Source organism: Ralstonia sp. 22111, assembly GCF_052045895.1.
In the GTDB taxonomy this organism is placed as follows: domain Bacteria; phylum Pseudomonadota; class Gammaproteobacteria; order Burkholderiales; family Burkholderiaceae; genus Ralstonia; species Ralstonia wenshanensis.
In genome coordinates this window covers 290,439-311,023 of sequence record NZ_JBQEPR010000007.1, presented here as the reverse complement: position 1 = coordinate 311,023, position 20,585 = coordinate 290,439, and the positions used below count along the sequence as shown (strand labels likewise).

16 protein-coding genes are annotated in these 20,585 nt (G+C 63.8%); 8 read left to right on the top strand and 8 right to left on the bottom strand.

Going from position 1 to position 20,585, the window contains the following annotated elements; genetic code table 11:
* Positions 1-457 precede the first annotated feature (457 nt).
* Positions 458-2,362 carry an HrpF/NolX family T3SS translocon protein gene (locus ACTJK4_RS19040; protein ID WP_440818664.1) on the top strand — a complete coding sequence of 635 codons (1,905 nt, stop codon included), beginning with the start codon at positions 458-460 and terminating at the stop codon, positions 2,360-2,362.
* 55 nt (positions 2,363-2,417) lie between these two features.
* Here the strand turns inward: ACTJK4_RS19040 and ACTJK4_RS19035 are convergent, their stop codons facing one another.
* On the bottom strand, positions 2,418-4,208 hold the full coding sequence (locus ACTJK4_RS19035; protein ID WP_440818663.1) for a rhamnogalacturonan lyase B N-terminal domain-containing protein: 1,791 nt from the start codon (positions 4,206-4,208) through the stop codon (positions 2,418-2,420).
* Between the two features lie 391 nt (positions 4,209-4,599).
* Between ACTJK4_RS19035 and ACTJK4_RS19030 the strand changes: the two genes are divergently transcribed.
* From ACTJK4_RS19030 to ACTJK4_RS19020, 3 genes are read left to right on the top strand one after another with little or no spacing between them, the layout of a single operon-like run.
* Positions 4,600-5,145 carry a hypothetical protein gene (locus tag ACTJK4_RS19030; RefSeq protein ID WP_322017924.1) on the top strand — a complete coding sequence of 182 codons (546 nt, stop codon included), beginning with the start codon at positions 4,600-4,602 and terminating at the stop codon, positions 5,143-5,145.
* 5 nt (positions 5,146-5,150) lie between these two features.
* Positions 5,151-5,390: a hypothetical protein gene (locus ACTJK4_RS19025; protein WP_440818662.1), complete on the top strand. Its 240-nt coding sequence runs from the start codon at positions 5,151-5,153 to the stop codon at positions 5,388-5,390.
* Positions 5,391-5,445: 55 nt separating this feature from the next.
* Positions 5,446-7,653, top strand: a complete 2,208-nt coding sequence (locus ACTJK4_RS19020; protein ID WP_440818661.1) for a LamG-like jellyroll fold domain-containing protein — start codon at positions 5,446-5,448, stop codon at positions 7,651-7,653.
* 82 nt (positions 7,654-7,735) lie between these two features.
* Here ACTJK4_RS19020 and ACTJK4_RS19015 read toward each other — a convergent pair whose 3' ends face one another.
* A complete protein-coding gene (locus ACTJK4_RS19015) occupies positions 7,736-8,806 on the bottom strand; it encodes an FUSC family protein (protein ID WP_414561540.1) in 1,071 nt (356 codons plus the stop codon).
* 288 nt (positions 8,807-9,094) lie between these two features.
* On the opposite strand from ACTJK4_RS19015, the gene ACTJK4_RS19010 reads away from it, so the two are divergent.
* Positions 9,095-11,266 carry a PTS sugar transporter subunit IIC/EAL domain-containing protein gene (locus ACTJK4_RS19010; RefSeq protein WP_440818660.1) on the top strand — a complete coding sequence of 724 codons (2,172 nt, stop codon included), beginning with the start codon at positions 9,095-9,097 and terminating at the stop codon, positions 11,264-11,266.
* Between the two features lie 15 nt (positions 11,267-11,281).
* Here the strand turns inward: ACTJK4_RS19010 and ACTJK4_RS19005 are convergent, their stop codons facing one another.
* Together ACTJK4_RS19005 and ACTJK4_RS19000 are read right to left on the bottom strand one after the other, a co-directional pair.
* Positions 11,282-11,881: a hypothetical protein gene (locus tag ACTJK4_RS19005; RefSeq protein ID WP_440818659.1), complete on the bottom strand. Its 600-nt coding sequence runs from the start codon at positions 11,879-11,881 to the stop codon at positions 11,282-11,284.
* Between the two features lie 160 nt (positions 11,882-12,041).
* Entirely contained in the window at positions 12,042-12,503 is a 462-nt protein-coding gene (locus ACTJK4_RS19000) for an MEKHLA domain-containing protein (RefSeq protein WP_440818658.1), read from the bottom strand.
* 186 nt (positions 12,504-12,689) lie between these two features.
* Between ACTJK4_RS19000 and ACTJK4_RS18995 the strand changes: the two genes are divergently transcribed.
* Entirely contained in the window at positions 12,690-14,153 is a 1,464-nt protein-coding gene (locus tag ACTJK4_RS18995) for a YopJ family acetyltransferase (RefSeq protein ID WP_440818657.1), read from the top strand.
* 43 nt (positions 14,154-14,196) lie between these two features.
* Here the strand turns inward: ACTJK4_RS18995 and ACTJK4_RS18990 are convergent, their stop codons facing one another.
* From ACTJK4_RS18990 to ACTJK4_RS18975, 4 genes are all read right to left on the bottom strand, one after another.
* Positions 14,197-14,406 carry a hypothetical protein gene (locus tag ACTJK4_RS18990; protein ID WP_440818656.1) on the bottom strand — a complete coding sequence of 70 codons (210 nt, stop codon included), beginning with the start codon at positions 14,404-14,406 and terminating at the stop codon, positions 14,197-14,199.
* A 42-nt stretch (positions 14,407-14,448) separates the two neighbouring features.
* Positions 14,449-16,014, bottom strand: coding sequence for a methyl-accepting chemotaxis protein (locus ACTJK4_RS18985; protein WP_440818655.1), 1,566 nt, complete (start codon positions 16,012-16,014; stop codon positions 14,449-14,451).
* A gap of 263 nt (positions 16,015-16,277) precedes the next feature.
* Positions 16,278-17,429 (bottom strand): ABC transporter substrate-binding protein, encoded by a 1,152-nt coding sequence (locus ACTJK4_RS18980; protein ID WP_440818654.1) that lies wholly within the window; start codon positions 17,427-17,429, stop codon positions 16,278-16,280.
* 138 nt (positions 17,430-17,567) lie between these two features.
* Positions 17,568-18,110, bottom strand: a complete 543-nt coding sequence (locus ACTJK4_RS18975; RefSeq protein WP_440818653.1) for a hypothetical protein — start codon at positions 18,108-18,110, stop codon at positions 17,568-17,570.
* Between the two features lie 361 nt (positions 18,111-18,471).
* Here ACTJK4_RS18975 and ACTJK4_RS18970 point away from each other — a divergent pair, with 361 nt between their 5' ends.
* Both ACTJK4_RS18970 and ACTJK4_RS18965 read left to right on the top strand, forming a co-directional pair.
* Positions 18,472-19,731 carry a glycosyl hydrolase family 28 protein gene (locus ACTJK4_RS18970; RefSeq protein ID WP_440818652.1) on the top strand — a complete coding sequence of 420 codons (1,260 nt, stop codon included), beginning with the start codon at positions 18,472-18,474 and terminating at the stop codon, positions 19,729-19,731.
* A 159-nt stretch (positions 19,732-19,890) separates the two neighbouring features.
* Entirely contained in the window at positions 19,891-20,583 is a 693-nt protein-coding gene (locus ACTJK4_RS18965) for a hypothetical protein (protein ID WP_440077561.1), read from the top strand.
* Positions 20,584-20,585 lie beyond the last annotated feature (2 nt).

The window sequence follows — 20,585 nt, the reverse complement described above, 5'->3', positions numbered from 1 at the left end:
CTGCCGCTTCAGCATAGGGCTGCGCAGCAACGCCGTGCACGCGCGCCCGAACGCGTGGTGCTTGAGCCGAAAGAACGCAGACAGTGACGCACGTCACCACTTTGAACACGACCATAGGAAGACGAGACCGGCGCTGATCCCGCTGCACCCGCCGCACCCGCTGCAGTTCGAGTTCCAACCACTTCGCATGCCGCACCATGTTTTCGGCCGGGCAGCCGCTGCTGACCTTTTCCACTCTTACGCTGGCTTCACAGGCCTCCGCTTGCAATGCGGGGCGCCAATTCGTGCTCGCTCGGCCAGCGTTGGTGTGCTGAGTCGGCGGGCTGTTGAAGGGAAACGCGATCCATACGAGGCATGACGGCATGCGTGATCCGTACTTGATCGCGAAATACCGGCTTTGCCACAGGTCGCAACGACACGTTCAAGTGTTCAAGTGGGAGCAGGTATGTCCGTTCATATGTCTTCATCCAACACTGCCAGCCGCGAGGCGAAGCACGCAAGCCGGAGCGATATGGCCGACGCGGCCGTGGATACCGCAACGACCATCGCGGGCATGGGCGGTTTGCCGGGCCAGCAAGGCCCATCCGACCAGACGCAGTTGAGCCTTTACCAAGGCATCAGCGCTAAGTTGACTGCGTCGCTCGCTTCTGAAAACAACGATGACGATGACGGCGATGACGACGACGTCACGCAGAACAGCGGCAACCGGCATGCGGTGACGCAGCCCAATGCGGCGCCCCAGCAGGGCAATGCAGCGTCTTCACAGCAAGCGGGGTCGCCGCAGTCCACCGTGACGTGGAACGGCGGCACGCTTAGCCAATCGGAAGTGCAGATCGTGTCGGTGCTGGATCGGCACAAAGACCAATGCCCGATCAGCTGGGATGGCCTGCAGGACAAGATCAACGACCCCGCGACGCCGCCCGACCTGAAAGCGGCGCTGCAGGGCTTGGCACAAGACCAGCGCCTGTTCACCGCCATCGGCTCGCAAGGTGATGGCCGTTGCGGCGGCAAGATCAAGGCCAAGGACCTGGATGCCTTCACGGCGGAACACGCACAGGTGAGCGCGTTCAACGAGCAACAGGCCAAGAGCTTCGAGCAGAACTACATCCCGTCGGATGGCAATGCGAATGGTCAGCCTTCCGTCATGTCGGAAAGCGATGCGCTGCGCGAGCTTTACAAGTATTCCGACAACCTCACGAAGAATCTGGGCAAAGACGAGTTCCAGCAGATCGTTGATGGCGACGCCAAGACCGGCAAGACGCCGCCGCAGGTCATTGCAGCGGCGCAGTACTTCCTCGACCATCAGGACGCCTGGAACCGGCTGACGGGCGGGGGCGAGGTCAAGAAGGCAGACTTCCTGCAAGCTGCGTCCTCATCCATGAGCCTGACGCAAGCCGAGCTGAACACGCTCAAGACGATGAACGGCAACCAGGCAGCGTTCTTTGGCGATGGCGATCTCACGCGAGACAAGCTGTCGAGCATGGCGAACGACAAGCAGCTCGACCCGAATGTCCGGCAGGCAGCGAAGAATCTGCTGCAAGACCCGGTGCTGTTCAGCCTGATGAACAACGCCATCACGGGTTACAAGACGCACCACGGCTTCTTCGATTTCGGCGGCGGCCATACGGTGGATTCCGGCAATATTGCCGGCCGCGATTTCCAGAAGTTCTACGGCAACCTGTCGCAGGCCAACCAGACCGTGCAGAAGCCGCAGACCCACACGCCCAAGACCGACGCAGACAAGAACGCCGTGGCCTGCATGTTGATGGGCACGGCCGACCAGCCCGAGATCAAGTCGCCCAAGCACAACGGCGGTTTCCTGATGCACGCCATCGATACCGCGCTCAAGGTGGAAGGCAAGCTGCTGGACTGGGCATCCATGGCGGTGGGCGCGCTGAGCTTCATTCCCGGCATTGGCGAGCTTGCGGACGCTGCATCCACGGCGCTGGAAGCCGAGTCCCAAGGCTGCAACGTCCTGCATGCAATGGTCAGCGGCGGCAACGTGAAGAAGGCGCTGGAAGAGGCGGGCCTCAACCTGGCGGCCGCCGCCATCGGCAACATCGGCGGCCCGGAAGTTCGGCTGGCAATGAAGGAAGGCATCACCAAGATCGTTGCCGAGAAGGCCATCAACGCGGGCATCAATATGGGCGTTTCAGAAGCGCAGGACCACGCCGAGAATTATCTGGCCGGCCTGAAGGCGCGCCTGGAAGATCCGTCGCAGTCGCCGGCTGGGCAGGATGATTCGCAAGAGGTTGGCGAGGACGGCGCGACGGTGGATGCGTCCGCTTCACAGCCGCCCATGCAGCCGCCAGTGCAACCCAAGCAGCCCGAAGACGAGGCCGAAGAAGACAGCGTCGTGTAAGGCCTGCGTGCAGCGGTGGGCCGCCGCGGTTTGTTGGCGGCCCCCGTGTGTGCTGCTACTTCAGCAGATCGACTGCGTCGAACGCGTAACCGGGGCTGAGAAAGCCCTCTCCAGCATTCCCACTGACGACGTTGATCTTGAGTTCATTCAGGCCCGCCACAAAGGCCGACGCTGGAATGTCGAACGCAAAGGTGGCGTTGTTGCCGCGATAGGACCCGGCCGTGAGGCTGCGCGTGGCCGGCTCCACTGCGGGTTGCGGCGCGGGCGCGCTCCACTGGTTGACCGTGATGCTGGGGCGGGCGTGGGCAAAGGCCGTGGTGATGCCGATCCGCAGCCGGTGATCGGCAATGTCGCGCTGGCTGAGGTTGAAGCGCACAACCAGCGTGCCGTTGACGGCTTTCCACTGGTAGGCGGGGAAATCGTTGGCGGGGGTGGAGCGGCCGACGATGTATTCGGGGCCGGTCCACGGCTGCATCCGCACGTCGGAGGGATGCATCACCGTGACCTTGTCGCCGTTGCGGAACTCGCGCGGGGTGCCGTCCCAGGTACCGATGCGCCACAGCGCTGCATCGTGTTGCGGGTCATGGTCGACACCGCCGCATGCACAAGGCGTCGTGCGGGCGGACTGCACATCGACGTTGAAGCGTTTCACCTCCAGCTCATTGCGGAACAGCGTCGCCTGATACTGGCCTGGCAGCATGCCGCGCACATGGAAGTGGCCGTCTTTTGCCGCGACATCGCCCCAATACTGCGCATGCGCGTTGCTGAGCGCCAGGGTGTACGGCGCGTCTTCAGTCAATCCGGTAAAGCGGCCTTCGAGTGCGCCGCGCTCGTTCTCGGGCACGTAGCCGGGCAGGCCCATGTCTTTGAACCAGTGGGTGTCGACTTCACTGGGCGGTTCGCCATCGGTAAAGGCCAGAACGTAGCTGTTGAGAACGCCCATGCGGTAGGGCTCGGTCTGGTTCTCACCGTAGTTGACGATATAGGTCAGCTCCTGGTCTTCAGCACCCTGGTCGAGGAGGCTGCGGTAGAACGGCCCGCCCGACCCGCCCTCGTTGTTGTCGCGCACCATCCACATGCCCACGCCCGGGCCCGTCGCGCCAAAGTACTGCCAGTCTTTCAGCCGCATGTTGGAGTAATGCTTGGAGCGCGTTTGGCCGTCGGCCAACCCAAAGACGTCATGGGCTTCCACACCGCGCACGGCGGTGGTGATGTCTGCGCATGGCGGCCCATCGGGCAGGCGCGCGTGCGGCACCCGAACGACAAAGCGCACGAGATTGGGCTTGGGCTCGGCGGTGAAATACGTCGCCATGTAGATGTTGGGCTGCCCACGGCGCGCCATGTAGACGTGGGTCAATGCCCCTGCGCTGACGGTGATCTTGATGGCGTCATTGCCCAAGCGTGCGGCGTCTACATTGACGCGCTCATCCCCGTCATACAGGCCAGAAAAACCGGAGTTCACCTGGCTGCCCTTGCGCGGGTCTTGATACTGCACGCCATGCCAGAGCATCGAGACGATGTCGCCCTTGCCCCGGTCACCGCCGTTGGCGCCTCGCGTTCGGATCTTGAATACCAGTCCGGCGCCAGTGTCGACGGTGTAGGCGTTGGCATCGGCGCTGACGCCGAATTGGCCGGCCGGCACGGGGTGCCAGCCAGTGCGGGTACCGTGATCCGCGTCGATGGCTGCGTCATTGCCGACCCGGCAGGGGGCCGCGCGATTGTGCAGAGGCTCGGCGCCGGCAATCTGCAGACAGACCAGCGGCAGCGCAAGGGCGAGCGCGCGGACCTGTTTCAGGCCACGGCGTTTGGCCCAGTGGGTATCGAGCACAGATCGTGTTGTGGGCATGGGTATATCGGGCAGCTACGGCCTTTGCGCAACGACGGCGTTCCGGCACAGGCGGAGCGGCGGGAAGAGAGGAGGGATATTGACTCCCTGAAAAGAAAAAAGCCCCGAGGTGGTCAATCCCCGGGGCTTCCCGACCACTTTCGTCACATAGGCTCGTGAACTATGGCTACGGGCAAGTCTACTCACGTGGCCCTGGACCAGCACGCGTTGCTGAGAATTATTGAGGAAGGGGTGCACTGCCGCCGGTGGCAGTGAATGCGACTCCGACATCGGCCAGTGATAGCCCATGGGCATGATCGTTGCGCCGCCGCAGAAGGGCGTGGATGGCAAATGCCACGCCGGTATCGCGCCCATTTCCTTTCTCCAACCCAACCCACAGCGAGGACATGCAATGCATTGGATCGATCCTGAGAGTCTTCCGGAAGTCCGCGGCACGGTACGCAACTTCCTTCTGAACCCGGAAGGGGACGTCGATGGCTTTGTGCTGGGTGGTCGTACACCTCGGCAAGTTCACGTGCCGCCCCATCTGTCGCGACACCTTGCCCGGTATGTTGCGCTGGGCGACAAGATCCGCATACGCGGGGTGAAGCCCAGAGGCGCCGACATGATCGCGGCGATCTCGCTCACCACTGAGAGCGGCAAGGTCATCCTCGATGAAGGTCCGCCCGCCAAGGGGGACAAGCCGCCCAAACGCGCCAGTGCGCATCGGCCGATGGAAGCCGCGGGCGAGGTCAAGCTCTCTCTGTTCGGGCCGAAGGGTGAGCTGCGCGGCGCGTTGCTCGATGACGGCACCTCGTTGCGTATGCCGCCCCATGCTGCGACGGAACTGGCTTCATACCTCACACCCGGCGCGCATGTTCATGCGTGGGGGCACGGCTTGAAGAACAAGTTCGGCAAGACGCTCGAAGTCGACGAAATTGCAGAACTCGTGGATTGAACCGCATGCCAGCGTCCACCTGCTTTCGATGGGTGGGCCTCGATGGCTTCATGGCGCTGGAGGGCGCGTCGTGCGATGGCGGCCCGCTAAAAGCGCGAAGGATTGCGCCCGAACACTCAAAAATCCTCATCGTTTTGGAGATTGCGTTGACGCGCATTCGCACGCTGACCTACGGTTGCGCCACTACAAAAAACAGTCGGGTCAATCAATATGTCCAAAAAGTCGGTGGAGTACGCAAACGTTAACGAGTTACCCAATCCTGTACGTCGCGCGTTGACACTGGGGCTGGGGTTGTTCCCCATGCTGCCGCTGCTGCCGGGGTGCGGCGGCGGTGTCGATGACGCCTCTGCGCAGGGGCTGGGTCCGACGCAGGAAAAGACCGGAGGAGGCCAGGCCACGACCGCTCCGGCACCTGCGACGCCCGCCCCGGCGCCTGAGGCTGTGCCGGCTTCAGAGAGTGGTGTCTTCCGCCACCCGGGGCTGCTGGTCACCGAAGACGATGCCACTCGCATCCGCGCGCTCATCAAGGCTGGCCAGGAGCCGTGGACGGGCTGGTGGAACAAGCTGTGCGCCGAGCCCAACGCCTCCTTGACCGCCAAGCCGAATCCGCAGCCCGCGGTCTACCGGGCCGACAGTACCAAGTACGCTTTGTACGGCGACATCTGGCACGCCTGGACCCTGGTACTGCGCTGGAAGCTGTCCGACCCGCAGGACAACCGCTATGCCGACAAGGCCGTGGAGTTCCTGGATGCCTGGGCGAACACGCTTAAGGAGGTTGGAACGGTGCCGCCCGGCTCGACCGCCCATGATGACCACACCTTCATCATCCTGGCGGGCATCCAAGGCCACCAGTTGGCGCAGATCGGCGAGATCCTGCGCACCTACTCCGGCTGGGCGCCCGCGAGCCTGAAGCGCTTTCAGGACATGCTGCTCAACGTATTCGCGGGCATCTCGCAAAACCGTCTCAACAATGCTGCGCTGGGGTCTCACGCCAACTGGGACATGGCATCGCTGTGCGGTGCGCTGTCGATCGGCGTGTTCTGCGATCGGCCCGACCTCTATCGCCTGGCCGTTGACTACTACGCCGGCAACAACCGCGGCACGCTGAAGATGTTTGGCAATGGCTCCATCGTGCATAGCGTGTATTTCATGCACCCCGGCCATTTCGGGCAGTGGGAGGAGAGCGGCCGCGACCAGGGGCACTCGACGCTGGGCATGTCGCTGGGCGGCGACCTGCTGGAGATGGCGTGGAACCAGGGCGACGATCTCTACGGGATGCACAACAACCGCTTCCTCGCCGCCGCCGAATACGTGGCGCGCTCCAACCTGCTGGACGAGAACGGCAAGACCTATCCCATGCCCTATGCGCGTGAACAGGACCCGTCGCAACCGCACACGAACCTGTGGACGCAGGTGAACCAGTCGTTCCAGCACGGCCGCAACGCCTGGGAGCCGATCTACAACCACTACGTGAACCGCATGGGGCTGGCGGCGCCCAACGTCTCGCGCATCGTGAAGTTGGTCGAGCCGAAGTACGGCGGCAGCAGCGACGACGTCATGTGGCCGACGCTGATCCATCGTCGCGTGGACTATGCGGGCCCTATGAAGCCGCCGTCTGGCCTCACGGCCAACCTGCGCGGCAACCGCGTCGTGCTGTCATGGTGGGGCAGCGTCGGGGCGACCGCGTATGCGGTCAAGCGCGCAAGCCAGGCCAGCGGCCCCTTCAACCTGCTGGGCACCGTTTCGGCCAGCGAGCTGCTGACCTACACCGATATCCCGCCCAACGGCGTCTGGTTCTACCAGATCACCGCCCAGGGCGCCGGTGCCTCGGGCGCCGGTTCCAACGTGGCCCGCATCGCCGTTCCTGGCGAGCTCCGCCTGTCGCTGCCGCTGAACGATCCGAACGGCACCGGCACGGTTGGCGCGCTACTCACCCCCGCTGGCACCACGACCTTGGTGCAGGGCACGCTGCTGGACGGCGCGACCTGGGGTGACGGGCGTGTCAGCGACAAGGCCATCGCGTTCGATGGCCAGAAGGCCGGCCTGCAATTGCCGTCCGGGGTGTTCAGTGACCTCGACGACTTCAGCCTGTCTTTCTGGGCCTACGCGAACGGGTTGCACTGGGACACCTGCATGTTTTTCTCAGGGCAGGATGGATTCAGCTCCATGTTCATCGCCCCACAGTCTGGCAGTAGCGGCGTGCTGCGCTTCGGGATCTTCGGCGCAGGAGCCAACGACGCGCAGGTTGTGGCAGCGCCGTGGGCCATGCCGATTCGGCGCTGGGTCCATGTGGCCGTCACGCTGCAGGGCAACACCTGCCGCCTCTACGTTGATGGCACCGAGGTGGGCAAGACCGACGACATGCTGCTGTCGCCGCGGCAGGTGGGCGATCAGGTCACCTTTCTGGGCCGCAACTGGGCGCACCCATCGTTCAACGGGCGCATTCAGGGCTTGCGCGTGCAGGCGGGCGCATTGAGTGCCGCGGAGGTTGCGGCGCTGGCCAAGTGAGGTGACGCGACATTGCTCGACGCCGGTGGCGAACACCGCCGAGGTAAGTCGCAGGGGGAGCGCCTAGGCGGGCGCCCCCGCTTCACCCGATATTCCACTGCGGCGCAATCGCCAGCAGTTGCCGTCGGAGGTTCTCGATCTCGTTGGCAAAGCCTTCGGCCAGCGCGCTTTCCACAGTGGGCGTGCCGGGTGCGGGGCTTACCTCGGCGCGGTCGGCCGCGCGTGGCCGAGCCAGGCGCGCCACCGTGCCGAACCGCAGTGCCCGCGACATGCCGATCAGCGTGTCGCGGATGCGCCGCGCACCCACGCCGGGCAGTGCGCCGCCGCTGGGTTGGCCCATCGTCCCGTGGGTTGCATTGAGCAGTTCGAGCGTGCTGATGCAGATGCGCAGGCTGCGCTGGATGTTCTCCAGGCGCTCGACGGGCACGTCAATCTCTTTGGACACCGACGGCATGAGCGAGCGCAGTTGCACCAGCAGCGTGTTGAGCTTGCCGAGCTGCTTGCTGCGCTCGCCCGGGGCTTCACTGGTGTGGCCGAGGTTGGCATACGCCCTGGCGCATTCGCGTAGCGCATCGGCCAGCCGGTAGCGCCACGAATACGTGGCATACAGCGGCAGCGCAAACGAGAACAGCAGCGCAATCGCAATCCCCACCAGCACGTTGAGCGTGCGCCAGGCGCCGTCGAGCAGGTTGTTGTCGCCATGGCCCACCACGATGACGAGCGTGATGGCGGCGAGCAGCGCGATATAGCCGCCCTTGCCGATGGCGTGATACGCGCAGACGCCGCACGCGATGGCCGTGAGCGCGTAGGTGAGCGGCAGGTGCCCGAGCCACGTCTGCTGAACGATGATCAACAGGCCCGCCACGGCGCCGATGAGGGTGCCCCACGCACGCTCTGCCGCGCGCTTGCGGATGTTGCCGTGGTGCTGCAGGCCGGCAATGACGATCAGCAGCGAGATGGTGGCCCACTCGCCATGCGGCCATCCAAAGCCCGACGTGACAGCAATGGAGAGCAGCACGCCCAGGCCGACGCGCGTTGCGTGGATGTACCGGGCATGCCGATAGCGCCGGTGCGGGTCGCGCACAAGGCGGAGCAGGGAAAGCAAGGGGGCAGGGAGTTTCACGGTGCGGGGCGCACGAAGGGAAATCGACATAAGCAAGATCGTTGCAGATTCTGGGGCGCGCCGTACATAGGGCGGGCGCCATGTTGGTGCCGATGCCTTGATGTGGTGCGCGCCTGGTGCAAGTGGCGCGTCAGGGCTTCGGGTTTCCCCTAGGTATTGCACAAAGCTTGCCATGGGCAGGTGAGCATTTTTGCGTATTGCGTAAGGAGTTTCGCTTCAGCGCACGCCGCTTCGTGTCGATTACGATGCATAGCCCGATAGGCAACGCTCCGGGCGACCGGGGATGTTGCCGACTCACCTCGAACAAAATCCAGTCCTATGACGACGCAGGCGCTATCGCCCTGGCTGAGGTTGTTGAGCGCTGCCGAGCGCTTCGACCGTGGGCCGTATTTCATTGCCATTCGGCGCGGGCTGGCGCTCTCTTTGCCGCTCATCATGGTGGGCGCGCTGGCGCTGCTGTTGCGCAATCCGCCCACCGCCGGCATGCGGCAGGTGTTGATGGAGGCCTTTGGCGCACGGCTGGATGCGTTTTGCGACAGCGTGCTGGCGGGCACGGTCGGCATCGGTTCGTTGGTTGCGTTGTTCGGGTTTGCCGATGTGTTGGCGCAGTTGTACAACCAGCGCGGTGGGCATCGCGTGGTCAACCCGACGGTGGCGGCCGTGGTGGTGGTGTCGTGCTTCTTTACGCTCATCGCGCCGGATGCGGATGCGTCTTTGATGGCATCGCTCTCGCTGGGGCAGGGGCTGTTTGGCGCATTGCTGGTTGCGTCGCTGGGCGGCAGCCTGTTTCTGAAGCTGTGCGGCATCCGCCGTTTGCGCATTCCGTCCCATCACTTGAGTAACGATCTGCTGGTGGGCGATGTGCTGTCGGTCATGCCGGCCGGCATGCTGACGATCCTGACGTTTGCCTTGCTCAAAGCCGTCATGGCCTGGGCGGGCTGGCCGCAGCTCACGGCGGCATTTGGCGCGCTGCTTGCGGCGCCGTATTCGGAAGTGGCTAACAGCCTGCTGTTTGGCTTGGGCTACGAAACCGTGGCGCAGGTCCTCTGGCTGTTCGGCATCCACGGGCCGAACGCGCTGTACGCGGTGCACCAGCACATCCTGGAGCCCGCCACGCAGGCCAATGCGGCGGCGGCTGCCAGTGGAGGCCAGCCGCAGTTCATCTTTACCTATCACTTCTTCGCGGTGTTCGCGCGCATGGGAGGCTCGGGCGGCACGCTCAGCCTGATCCTGGCGCTGCTGATGTCCAGGCGCACGCTGCGCGGCCGCAAGATGGCGCTGGTTGTCATGCTGCCGGCGCTGTTCAACGTGAACGAGCCCTTGCTGTTCGGGTTGCCGCTGGTGCTCAACCCGGTCTATGCGATTCCGTTTCTGCTCACGCCGCTGGTGCAGATCCTGATTGCCTATGCGGCCACCATTGCGGACCTGATGCCCAAGACCGGCTACCCCGTGGCGTGGACCACCCCGGCGCTGTTCAGCGGCTACGCGGCTACCGGCTCGGTGTGGGGCGCGGTGGTGCAGCTCATCGGCCTGGCGGTGGGCGCGGTCATTTACCTGCCGTTTGTGCGCATGGCGGATGTGCTGTCCGCACGGCGCAGTCAGGATGTGCTTGCGTCTTTGCTGCGGATTGTCGAGTCGCCCGAAGTGAGCCTGAAGTGCCGGCGCTGTCTGGACCTGCCCGGCGACGAAGGCCGCATGGCGGTGGCGCTGGCCAGCGACCTGGAAGCCGCCATCAAGAAGGAAGGCCAGATCTTTCTGGAGTTTCAGCCGCAGGTGGATTGCACCACCGGGCGCGTGTTTGGGGCCGAGGCGCTGCTGCGGTGGCAGCATCCGGTGCTGGGGCGCGTGGCCCCGCCGATCGTCGTGGCGCTGGCCGATGACATCGGCCAGATCGACCAACTCGGCCTACGCATCCTGTCGCTCGCATGCCGCCAGCGCGCTGCCTGGCGCGATATCTTGCCGGACGATTTCGTGGTCGCCGTGAATCTGTCGCCACGGCAGTTGCTGAACTGCAGGTTGTACCGGAACGTGCTCGACATCCTGCAGCGCGAAGGGTTGTCGGCCACGCAGCTTGAACTGGAGATCACTGAATCGACGATGCTGCTGCCGGACATCAACGCCATCGGCAACCTGAAGCAGCTGCGCGAGGCCGGTGTGAAAGTCGCGCTGGATGATTTCGGGATGGGCCATACGTCGCTGCACTACCTGCGCGAACTGCCGCTGGACACCGTGAAGATCGACCGCTCTCTGGCCGACGTGAGCGCGGGCAGCGTCAACGAGCACATCGTGCGCAGCATTGCCAGCCTGAGCCGTACGCTGAACCTGTCGACGGTGGTGGAAGGGGTGGAGACTGAACAGCAGCTCAAGCGCCTGTCAGCCCTTGGGTGCGATCGGTTTCAGGGGTACTTCTTCAGCCGACCGCTGGCGCCGAGCGTGTGTCAGCAGTTTGTGCTGGATGCCAATCTGCGGGCGTTGGCGCCTGTGCTTTGAGGGCGTGTGTGTGGCTTAGCGGTACTTGCCTACAAAGTTTTCGCAGCGACGGACGCGGTCAACCCTCGCGGCCCATCGGTACAAGCCTTCCACCAGGCTCTTGCCGACCGTGACCGGCTGACCATTGATCTGCCCGAGCACTTCCGATTGGTTCTGGTAGGGCTTCTCAAACAGCAGCTTCATCTCGCTGCCGCCGCCGAGTGCCAGGTAGACGGCTTCGCGAGGCTCGAACTGCAGTGCGAACGAGTTACTGCGCACGCTGTTGCGCTCGATGGAATCAACAAAGTTGGCGATGAGCGCGGCGTCTTCGGTGATGTATTCGCAGCCGGTGTCTTTCAGTTGCGCTTCGTCCACGGCCTTGAGCGATGCCATTGCCGGGTCCAGCAGATACAGCGTGATCGCACGCGCCTTGCGCATTCGCGCGCTGAGGCCTTCCGCTTCCCAATAGCTTTGTTCGACCTTGGCGATGGGCTCGGCTTTTGGGGTGGGCTCCGGGGCGGGCGCTTCGGCTTGCGGGGCTTCCGGCATGGGCGCTTCCGCTTGAGGTGTGCCCGCTTGAATGACTTCAGCCTGGAGCGCTTCGCTTTGCGGCGCGTCCGTCAGGGGCGCTGCCATTGAGATTTGTCCGAAGGCCGCCTGGCTCATGCTGCAAGCGCAGGCCAAGACCAGCGAGAGGATCTTTTTCGACAACTCCTACCCCTTTTGAAACGTACGTTGTTGTTGTATCGCGTGGTGAATGCTAAGCCGATCTGCGCGTGCGCTTTCGCCCCGCAAATCACACGTCATGCCATTGGTGGAAGGTGGCAGCTTGCCCGTGGTACACACCGTCGCTGTCGACGAGATTCCACACGGTGCCGCCCTCGATCCAGAACCGCCTGCCGGAGCGCGAGATGCGCACGCCGCGATACCCCGTGGCGAACCCACGGGTGCGGACCGCTTCGAGCAACTGCGCGCGTTCTTCGCGGTTCGGCTGCTCGGCCGAAAAACGCGAGCGCAACGCTGTGATGCCGTTCCAATCGTATTCAAAGCAGCGCTGCGCGGCGCGGTTTGCATAGATGAAGCGCGGGTCGGCATCGGTGTTGTGTGCCAGCACGCAGAACGGCGCGTCTTCGTAAAGCCACCGGGCCGCATCAGCGCGCGCGATGGTGCTGTCGAACAGCGGCGCGCCAACCAGCCGTTGGTGGCTGTCGGCAAGGAGGTGGAAGAACTGCGGGTCCAGGCTTAGGGATGCCGTCATCGCGTTGTATCGGTCGTCTTCAAGAGGGGCGGCCAAATTCTATCAATCGGCCACGCTGGTGTTTCAACTCACTTCCGCCCGCATGGTGCTTTCGCTATTCGCTCGATGTTTGCGCTACCGGGCACCATGTCATGCGGCAAGTCGGATGCAATGAAGCCGAATACAGAATTCCAAGTGGAGCCCAGCGTGTCACGCGCCATCACATCCAGCGCCCCATCCAACCTGCCTTCGAGTGCGAGAGGCGGCGAGGCCCTGCCGCAAACTGCCGAAGCGCACAAGAAGCCAGCCGCCCGCAGCGCCGGGGCATTGCTCAGTGGCCTGAAGCGGCGGGTGATGGGGCACCCGCGCACCGCCGCAGCTGCGGCCAGGGACGTATCGCTCGCGGCGCCAGAGGCGAGGCTGGCGGCTGTCCGGGGCCCTGGTCTTGCCAGGCTGCGGCAAAGCCTCCCTCAGGACGCCGGCGTAGAACTGCGGTTCCGGCGCGGCGAGGGACCAGGGGCGTCAGCCGAAGTGTTGCGCGTGCCGTTGCACGACGTGGGCTTTGGCGCGGGCCTGATCGCCCATGCACCGCAACCGGAGCACGGCGATGTGGAGTCGCCTGCCAGACAGGCAGCGGTGCACCAAGCGGAGCAGGTGAAGGCCCATTTTCAGGCGCTTCAGCAGGGCAATTGGTCACCGGGTCCGACGGATGGCAAGTATGAAATCGCGATGCTGCCCGCCATTGTTGCGGCAGAAAACGCACGTACGCCCAACCTGAACCTGACGCTGCTATCGCCCAACGAGGACTTCGCCAGTTGGCTCAAGGCGAAGCGTCCTGCAAACGCGCGGGTGATCTTTCCCATGCCGGGAAATGAGGCCCACTATGTGGCCGCCGACGTGCGCCGCGTTGGCGGAAAGACATCGGTCATCGTGATCGAGCCTCTCAGCTTGAAAGACGCCACACAGAACCTGCAAGACTCGACGCGCCAGAAATACGAGCGGCAAAGTCTTCCCCTGCTGAAGAAAGCCCTGAAGTCGGATGTCACGCTGTCGGTCCTTGCGGTAGATACGCAGAAGTCGACGAACGATTGCGGCATTTTTGCCCTGTCGGCGGCTTCCAAACTGGCTGACAGTGCGCCAATGCTCGATGCGCTGCATGAGCAGAATCTGGGCAAAAAGCCAATCAAGACGGCGCTCGGACAAGACGCTGAACTGCTTGCCGGCAAGGGCAAGGTGCGCGTGTTGGATGGAAAAGGCGTTCTTCCACCAGCGTTCGTCAAGCACTCGCAGTCCAGAACGACGTTGAAGGATTGGCTGAAAGCCAACCCGGCGGCGCACTGTCATGCCAGCGTCAATAAAGCGGAGCAGTCCTTGATGGAGCGGTTCGACAGCCATGTCACCACGCGCTACGACAAGCCCGTGCACACCCGCTTCATGCAAGACAACCTTCCCGAAATGGAGGTACAGATCAAGAACCTGACGTTCAGTGCCTCGATCGAGCACAAGCGTCTTGTCTACCTGGATCGCGCAATTGCGTATCTCAAGCAGGCACCCGACGCAGAGTGCGACCGGCTGCTGGCGGGCATGGGCCGCTTCGACGCAGACGCGCCTGGCGCGGACAACCTGCATTTGGATGACCGTGACTGGGGTCCACACCCCGACTCGCTGTAGAAGCTGCCATTCAGGTGGATTGGCGTGCGGGCTGAGCCGCGGGCTACAGCGCCCGACCCCGGAACAGCGTGCCCGGCATCGGGTTGAACGTGACCGGCGGTGCCAGCAGCCAGACGGGCGCGTCTTCATAAAGCCACCGGGCCGCATCGGCGGGTGCGATACCGTTGTCAATCAGCGGCGTGCCGACGAGCCGTTGGTGGCTCTCGGCCAGCAGGTGGAAGAACTGCGGGTCCAGGCTCAGGGATACCGTCATCGCGTTGTATCGGTGAGCTTCAAGAAAGAGGAGGTGACTTTATCAGCCCGCCCCCACCAGCTTGAACACCGACACGACGTCTTTCAGCTTGCCCGCCTGTTCCTCCAGCGATTGCGCAGCCGCAGCAGCCTCTTCCACCAGCGCGGCGTTCTGCTGCGTCACCTCGTCCATCTGATGAATCGCGGTGTGGACTTGCTCGATGCCGCGCGTCTGCTCGTCCGACGCGGCGGTGATCTCGCCCACGATGTCGGACACGCGTTTGATCGCGTCTTTCACCTGCCCGATGGTGGAGCCGACGGCCAGGGCTTGCGTTGCGCCGTCCTGAATCATCGAGACCGATGCGCCAATCAATGTCTTGATCTCCTTGGCGGCGGACGCAGAGCGCTGCGCAAGGCTGCGCACCTCGCTGGCCACCACGGCAAAGCCGCGGCCTTGCTCGCCGGCACGTGCGGCTTCCACCGCGGCATTGAGCGCGAGGATGTTGGTCTGGAACGCGATGCCCTCGATTACGCCCGTGATCTCCGAGATCTTGGTCGAGCTGCCGCTGATCTTTTCAATGGTGCTGACCATGCCTTGCATGGCGTCGTTGCCGGCGTCTGCCTTTTCGGTGGCGAGTGCGGCGAGTGTATTGGCCTGGCGCGCGTTGTCTGCGTTCTGCTTCACGGTTTGCGTCAACTGCGTCATGCTCGATGCGGTTTGCTCAAGCGAGGCGGCCTGCTGCTCCGTGCGCGAGGACAGATCAACGTTGCCGCTGGCAATCTCGCGCGATGCCACAGACACCGATTCCGTGCTCGTGCGAATTGACCCGACCACCGCTGCAAGGCTGCCCTGCATTTGCACGATCGCATGCAGGATGCTCTGCCGGTCGGCCGCACGCGTGTCCACACGTGTTTGCAAGTCGCCACCGGCAATTTGCGCAACCACACGCGCAACCTGCGCAGGCTCGCCCCCGATCTGCCGCACGATCGATCGGGCAACGGCCAGACCCAGCGCAAGCGCGATACCCACGCCTACCGCCGCGCAACCCACAATCCAGCGCGTGACCCCGGCAACGAGTGCGACGCCCGCTTCGGCGCGTGTTTTGGCCGAGGCATCGCGCAGGTTGGAGAATTCGATCAGGATCTTGCGGATCTTCACGTGCAGGCCATCCGTGTTGGCTTGCATCTCGGCAAGCGCAGCGGGCTGGTCGCCTTGGCGCGCCAGGTTTTCCACCTTCTGCACGGAAGCAAGATAGATCGGCCAGGTGGCATCAAAATCCGCCAGCAATTGCTTTTGCCGATCGTCAAACGGGTGCGCACGTTCGTAGTCGAACGCGGCGATGATGGCGGCCTCGCCGCCCTTGTTGAATGCCAGTGTGTCTTCGCGGCCCTTCGGGTCGGTCTTCACGACGTAGTCGTACAGCCGCCGATAGTGCGCTGCCGCTTGCCACGCGGCGGTGCCAATCTGCCGGATGGGCACGACTTCGCTCTCGTACATCGTCGTTTGCATGGTGGCGAGCTCACGCACCTTGACGGTACCGACCACCCCAACAACCACCGTGGTGGCTGCGCAGAGCAGCAACAAGCCCATGAGCTTGTGACCTAACTTGAGACTGGCGAACCATTGCATGGCGGGACTTCCTCTTGTGTTGTATCCGTTCTGATATATCAATCCCGCTGCGCGCCGGCCTGCCGAGATTGTCTCCACTGTCAGGTAACGGCGGTGGCGCGCCGGTTCTTTAGCGCGCGTTGTTGGAAGTGTGGGAGTAACTCTTCTGAGGGAGGCAATCGGCCTACAACGCCCGTCACCTAAAACAACGTGCCCGCCGCCGGATTGAACGTCCTTGGCGGCGGGTGGGCGTCAAGCCCTTTAACTCACAAGCCGCGCATGATTCAGCCGACCAGGTGGCCGTTACTTCCGATCATGGTTACGTCCACGTAATCCAGCCCGGCGTGGTTGTTGCGGTCGTAATGGACGCGCACGCCGCCAAAGTCGCGTGTGCCGAAGCCTTCCAGCGCCTGGATGAAGGCTTCGCGCGTGGGGTTGCTGCCGCAGGCGCGCAGGCCCTCCACGATGACGCGGGCGGTGAGAAAGCCCTCCACTGCTTCGTAGGTCTGGTTGTTGTGGTCGCCAAACTTGTCATTGGCCTCGCGAAACGCGCGCACCAGCGGCTGGGTCCGCACGTTGGGGCCCGGCATGACCTGCGTGACAGCCACGCCATGGGCCAGCGTGCCGGCCTTCTCGAACACGGTCTTGGGCGTGGTAACAGACAGGATCCACGGCTGCGGCAATGGCACGGGGCCGTGCTTGGCCTGATAGCGCATCAGCATGTCGGCCACGGAGGCGGGCGACGTAAACAGCAGCGTGGTCTGCGGGTTGGCGGCGGCAATCTTGTCGACCACCATGTCGATGTCGTCGCCCTTGGCGTTGTGCGGAATGAGCGCAACGATCTGCGCACCGAACTTGCTGGCGGCGGCTTTGGCAGCGTCGGCATTGCCGGAGCCGAAGGGGTTGTCCTGGTAGACCACGGCCACGCGCTTGAGCCCGATGGTGGTGGCGTGCTGCACCATCTTCGTGACTTCGTCGGCGTAGCTGGCGCGCGTGTGGAACAGCGGTGCGCTGGCTTTGCGCGCGGCGGTGGCGCCTGTCATGGCGCCCACCATCGGCAGGCGGTATTGCTCCAGCAGCGGCAATGCGGCGATGGTGTTGCCGGTGCCGCCCATGCACACCAGCCCGAACACGCCTTCCTGCATGAGCGTCTTGACGTTGGCCACGGCCTTGTCGGGCAGGTAGTTGTCTTCGAGCCGCTTGACGACCAGCTTGCGGCCGGCTACGCCGCCCTGGGCGTTGACTTGCTCGAAGCCGGCCAGCAGCCCATTGGTGTAGTTCTTGTACAGCCCGCCCCACACGCTGTCGAACCCGACCGTCTGCCCAAAGACGATCTTGTCTGCAAACACGCCGGCCTCCGCCGCGCGCGCCATGGGCGACAGCATCATTGCGCCGCCCAGTGCTACTGAACTCCGTACGAATTGCCTCCGGTCCATACCTGTCTCCGCCCCTTGTTTTATTGGTGGTGTGGCAGGAGTGTCGAAAAGGTGAGGGCCGGCCGAAATGGCGGATAACCCTGAGGCGAGAATTGTTGAGATATCGGGACGAGCCTCTAAACGCAGTGGTGCCGTGCGTTAATGGGCCGCGACGGGGGCACAGCCGCACGGCAGCACAAACGCTGTGCCGTCGCGCCCGGCCAACTCGAAGTACACGCTGCCAGGCGGCAGCAGGTCGATGATGCGGAACGCGCCCCCGACGTTGAAGACGATGGTGTGCGACACCAGCGACACCGTCACCGATCCATCTGCATGGCGCGCATTGGCGGGGTCGGTGAGGGCGGGCAATGTCCAGCCGCCCAAGCCCGCGCGTGCCATGGCCGCGAGGATGTCGGCATGGGCGTCTTGGGCGCAGCCGGGTGGTGGGTCGATCTTGCCGAGTTCTTTGCGCAAGCGGTGCAGGCGCTGCCGCGTTTCGAGTGTCCGCAAGGCTTTGACGCGGGTTGGCGCGGCGGGTTGGCGTGCAGCGGTGGGTTTGGGCAGTTGCGTGAGGCCAGGGCCCGGCGCCCGGGGGATGCAGGCGGGCGAAGGTGCAACGCGCGTCGGGCGCCCTGCGTGCGGCCCGTCATGCGGGCTGTCATGCCGCGGCGGGATACCGTTCGCGCTGCTGATCTTCGACATCGGGAGTGGGTTGCACTGAGTAGTGGCCAGAGGTTGACGGCCATGCACGTAGTGTTGCGCATGACCGTCGGACCCGGCATGGCCGCTTGTAGCAACCCGTCGGGAGCGCAGCATCTTAGGTAACTGGCGCCGTGGCGTCACCCTTCAGCCGGGCGATACGGCGGTGAGCTTTCGTATTTGTGAACAGGTCTTCGGCGGCAAAACGCCAATCGAGCCGGGTTCCGGTTGAATCCTCAATTTTCCTCACTGATATACCAATGAATATGCATTGATATATCGTGAATCGAGGGTGCGGTTTGCCCAGGTGGCACCGACACGCTGCCCTTCCGGTGCCGAACACCAAGACAGGAGTGAGACATCGATGAACATGCAAACCAAGGTCGGGTTGATCCTGGCCGCATCCTTGTTGGCTGCCGGCGCTGCGGGCTCCGCCGGTGCGCAGACGTTGGCCACGGGAGACAGCCGCACTGTCACGCAGCCGACGTATCCGGGTATCTGCACGACGATCAACGCGCGGTATTCAAGCGCGCAGCGCGCGTCGCCGCCATCGTCTTCGGCTGACGACACCAGCGTCATTCAGCAGGCACTGACCAACTGCAAAGGCACCGGCAAGAGCGTGGTGCTGGCCGCTTCCGGATCGAATGACGCGTTTTATACGGGCAGCCTGTCTATCAGCGGAGCGGGGCTCGTCATCAATTCCGGCGTGACGCTGTTCGGCAACGACAGCTACAGCGGCAACGCCAACTTGCTGTCGTTTACGGGCACCAATGCATCGCTCATGGGTCCGGGCACGGTGGATGGCCGTGGCGACATCATCACCGGCACGCCGCGCCTCGTGCAGGCGAGCAACATCACGAACTTCACCGTCTACAACGTCACGCTGGCACAGGCTGCGCACCCGAACCTGTATGTGGAAGGCGGCAACGGCTTTACCGCGTGGGGTGTGTCCATCCGCACGCCGGCCACGCGCAAGAACGCAGACGGCATCGACATCGACAGCCTGACCAACGCCACCGTCACGCGATCCGATATCGAGGCCGGAGACGATGGCATTGCCGTCAAGACCAACTCGGGCGACATTTCCAACGTGACGGTGTCGAACACGCGGCTGCACGGCACGCATGGCCTGTCGGTGGGCAGCATCGACCAGAACACCGTGTCGAACATCCTGTTCACGAACAACTACGTGTACGGCAATGACCTGAGCGGCACGCAGTCCACCAACAACAACGGCATCAACGTGAAGACGGGGCCGTGCTCCCTCACGGTCAAGCAGGTGAGCTATGTCAACACCTGCATGACCGGCGTGAAGCATCTGATTGTGATGGACACGAACTACAACGCGTGCACGACCGGCGGCAGCCCGTCGCTGTCGAACATCGTGGTCAACGGTGCGTACTCCACGCAATCGGTGTCGGGTGCGTACACGAAGATCGACGGCCGCAACGTGAGCTTCCCGGTCAACGCGTACCTGGCCAACGTCAGCCTGGATGCCACGGCGCAAAGCGGTGACCAGTACGCCAATGTCGGCCTGTACAAGTCGAACGATGTGCCGTCGGGCACCGGCGTGACTACGTCGAGCTTCACGATGTCGGGCAGTGTGCCGAGCTGTTCGTTCTGATCGGCCGCACGTACCTTGCCATGCAGTGGCGTCTTACGGTCCTGCATGGCGCGGGCGCCTTCAATGCGAATCCAGACTGAACCCCTGCGCGACCGGCGCACCTGGCATCTGAGCGCCGTTGCGGTCGGTGCGGCCGTCGTCGGCTTGTCGATTGGCGTAATGACGACGCGGCTGCCTGAATCGGAAAACCCTGCAGCGGTTGAGCCGCACGCATCTGGCGCCGATCTCATATCGCCCGCACCCAACCGCATGCCGATCACAACGTCAGCCGGAGGGGGCGATGCTCCTGCGCTCACCATCACAGCGCAGCAGACACTGGTCGTGGACACCGCTTTGCTGAACGTGTTCAACACGTTCCTTCTCAAGCACGACGATGATCGCGCTGAACAGTTGAAGGCTTATCTCAGCAGCAAACTCCCACCCACTGCGTCGGCGGAGGCCGTCCGGTTGGCCGAACGCTATCAGGCGTACATGCACGCGCATGACGAGCTGCTGACAGCCCAGCACCTGAGCAGCGACATGCAGGCCGCCACTGTAGATATCGAACGCATCGCCGTCTGGCGCGAACAGCGCGACCGCCTGCGGCAACGCCTGCTGGGCGATCGGGTGGTGCAGGCCTGGTATCAGAACGACGACGCGCAACTCGACCAGGTGCTGCAGGAGTGGCGTCAGCGGATGGCCGATGCGCAGCGCGTCAACTTGCAGGGTGAGCGGTACCCGGTGCCGCATTGGAGCGATCCTACGCAGGAGGCGAGGCACCAGGAGTACATGGTGGGGGTGTTGCGTGGGATGGTGACGCGTTATGCGATGCGGTGGGGCGGCCAGGAAGCAAAGAGGACGTTGCAGAAGTAAGC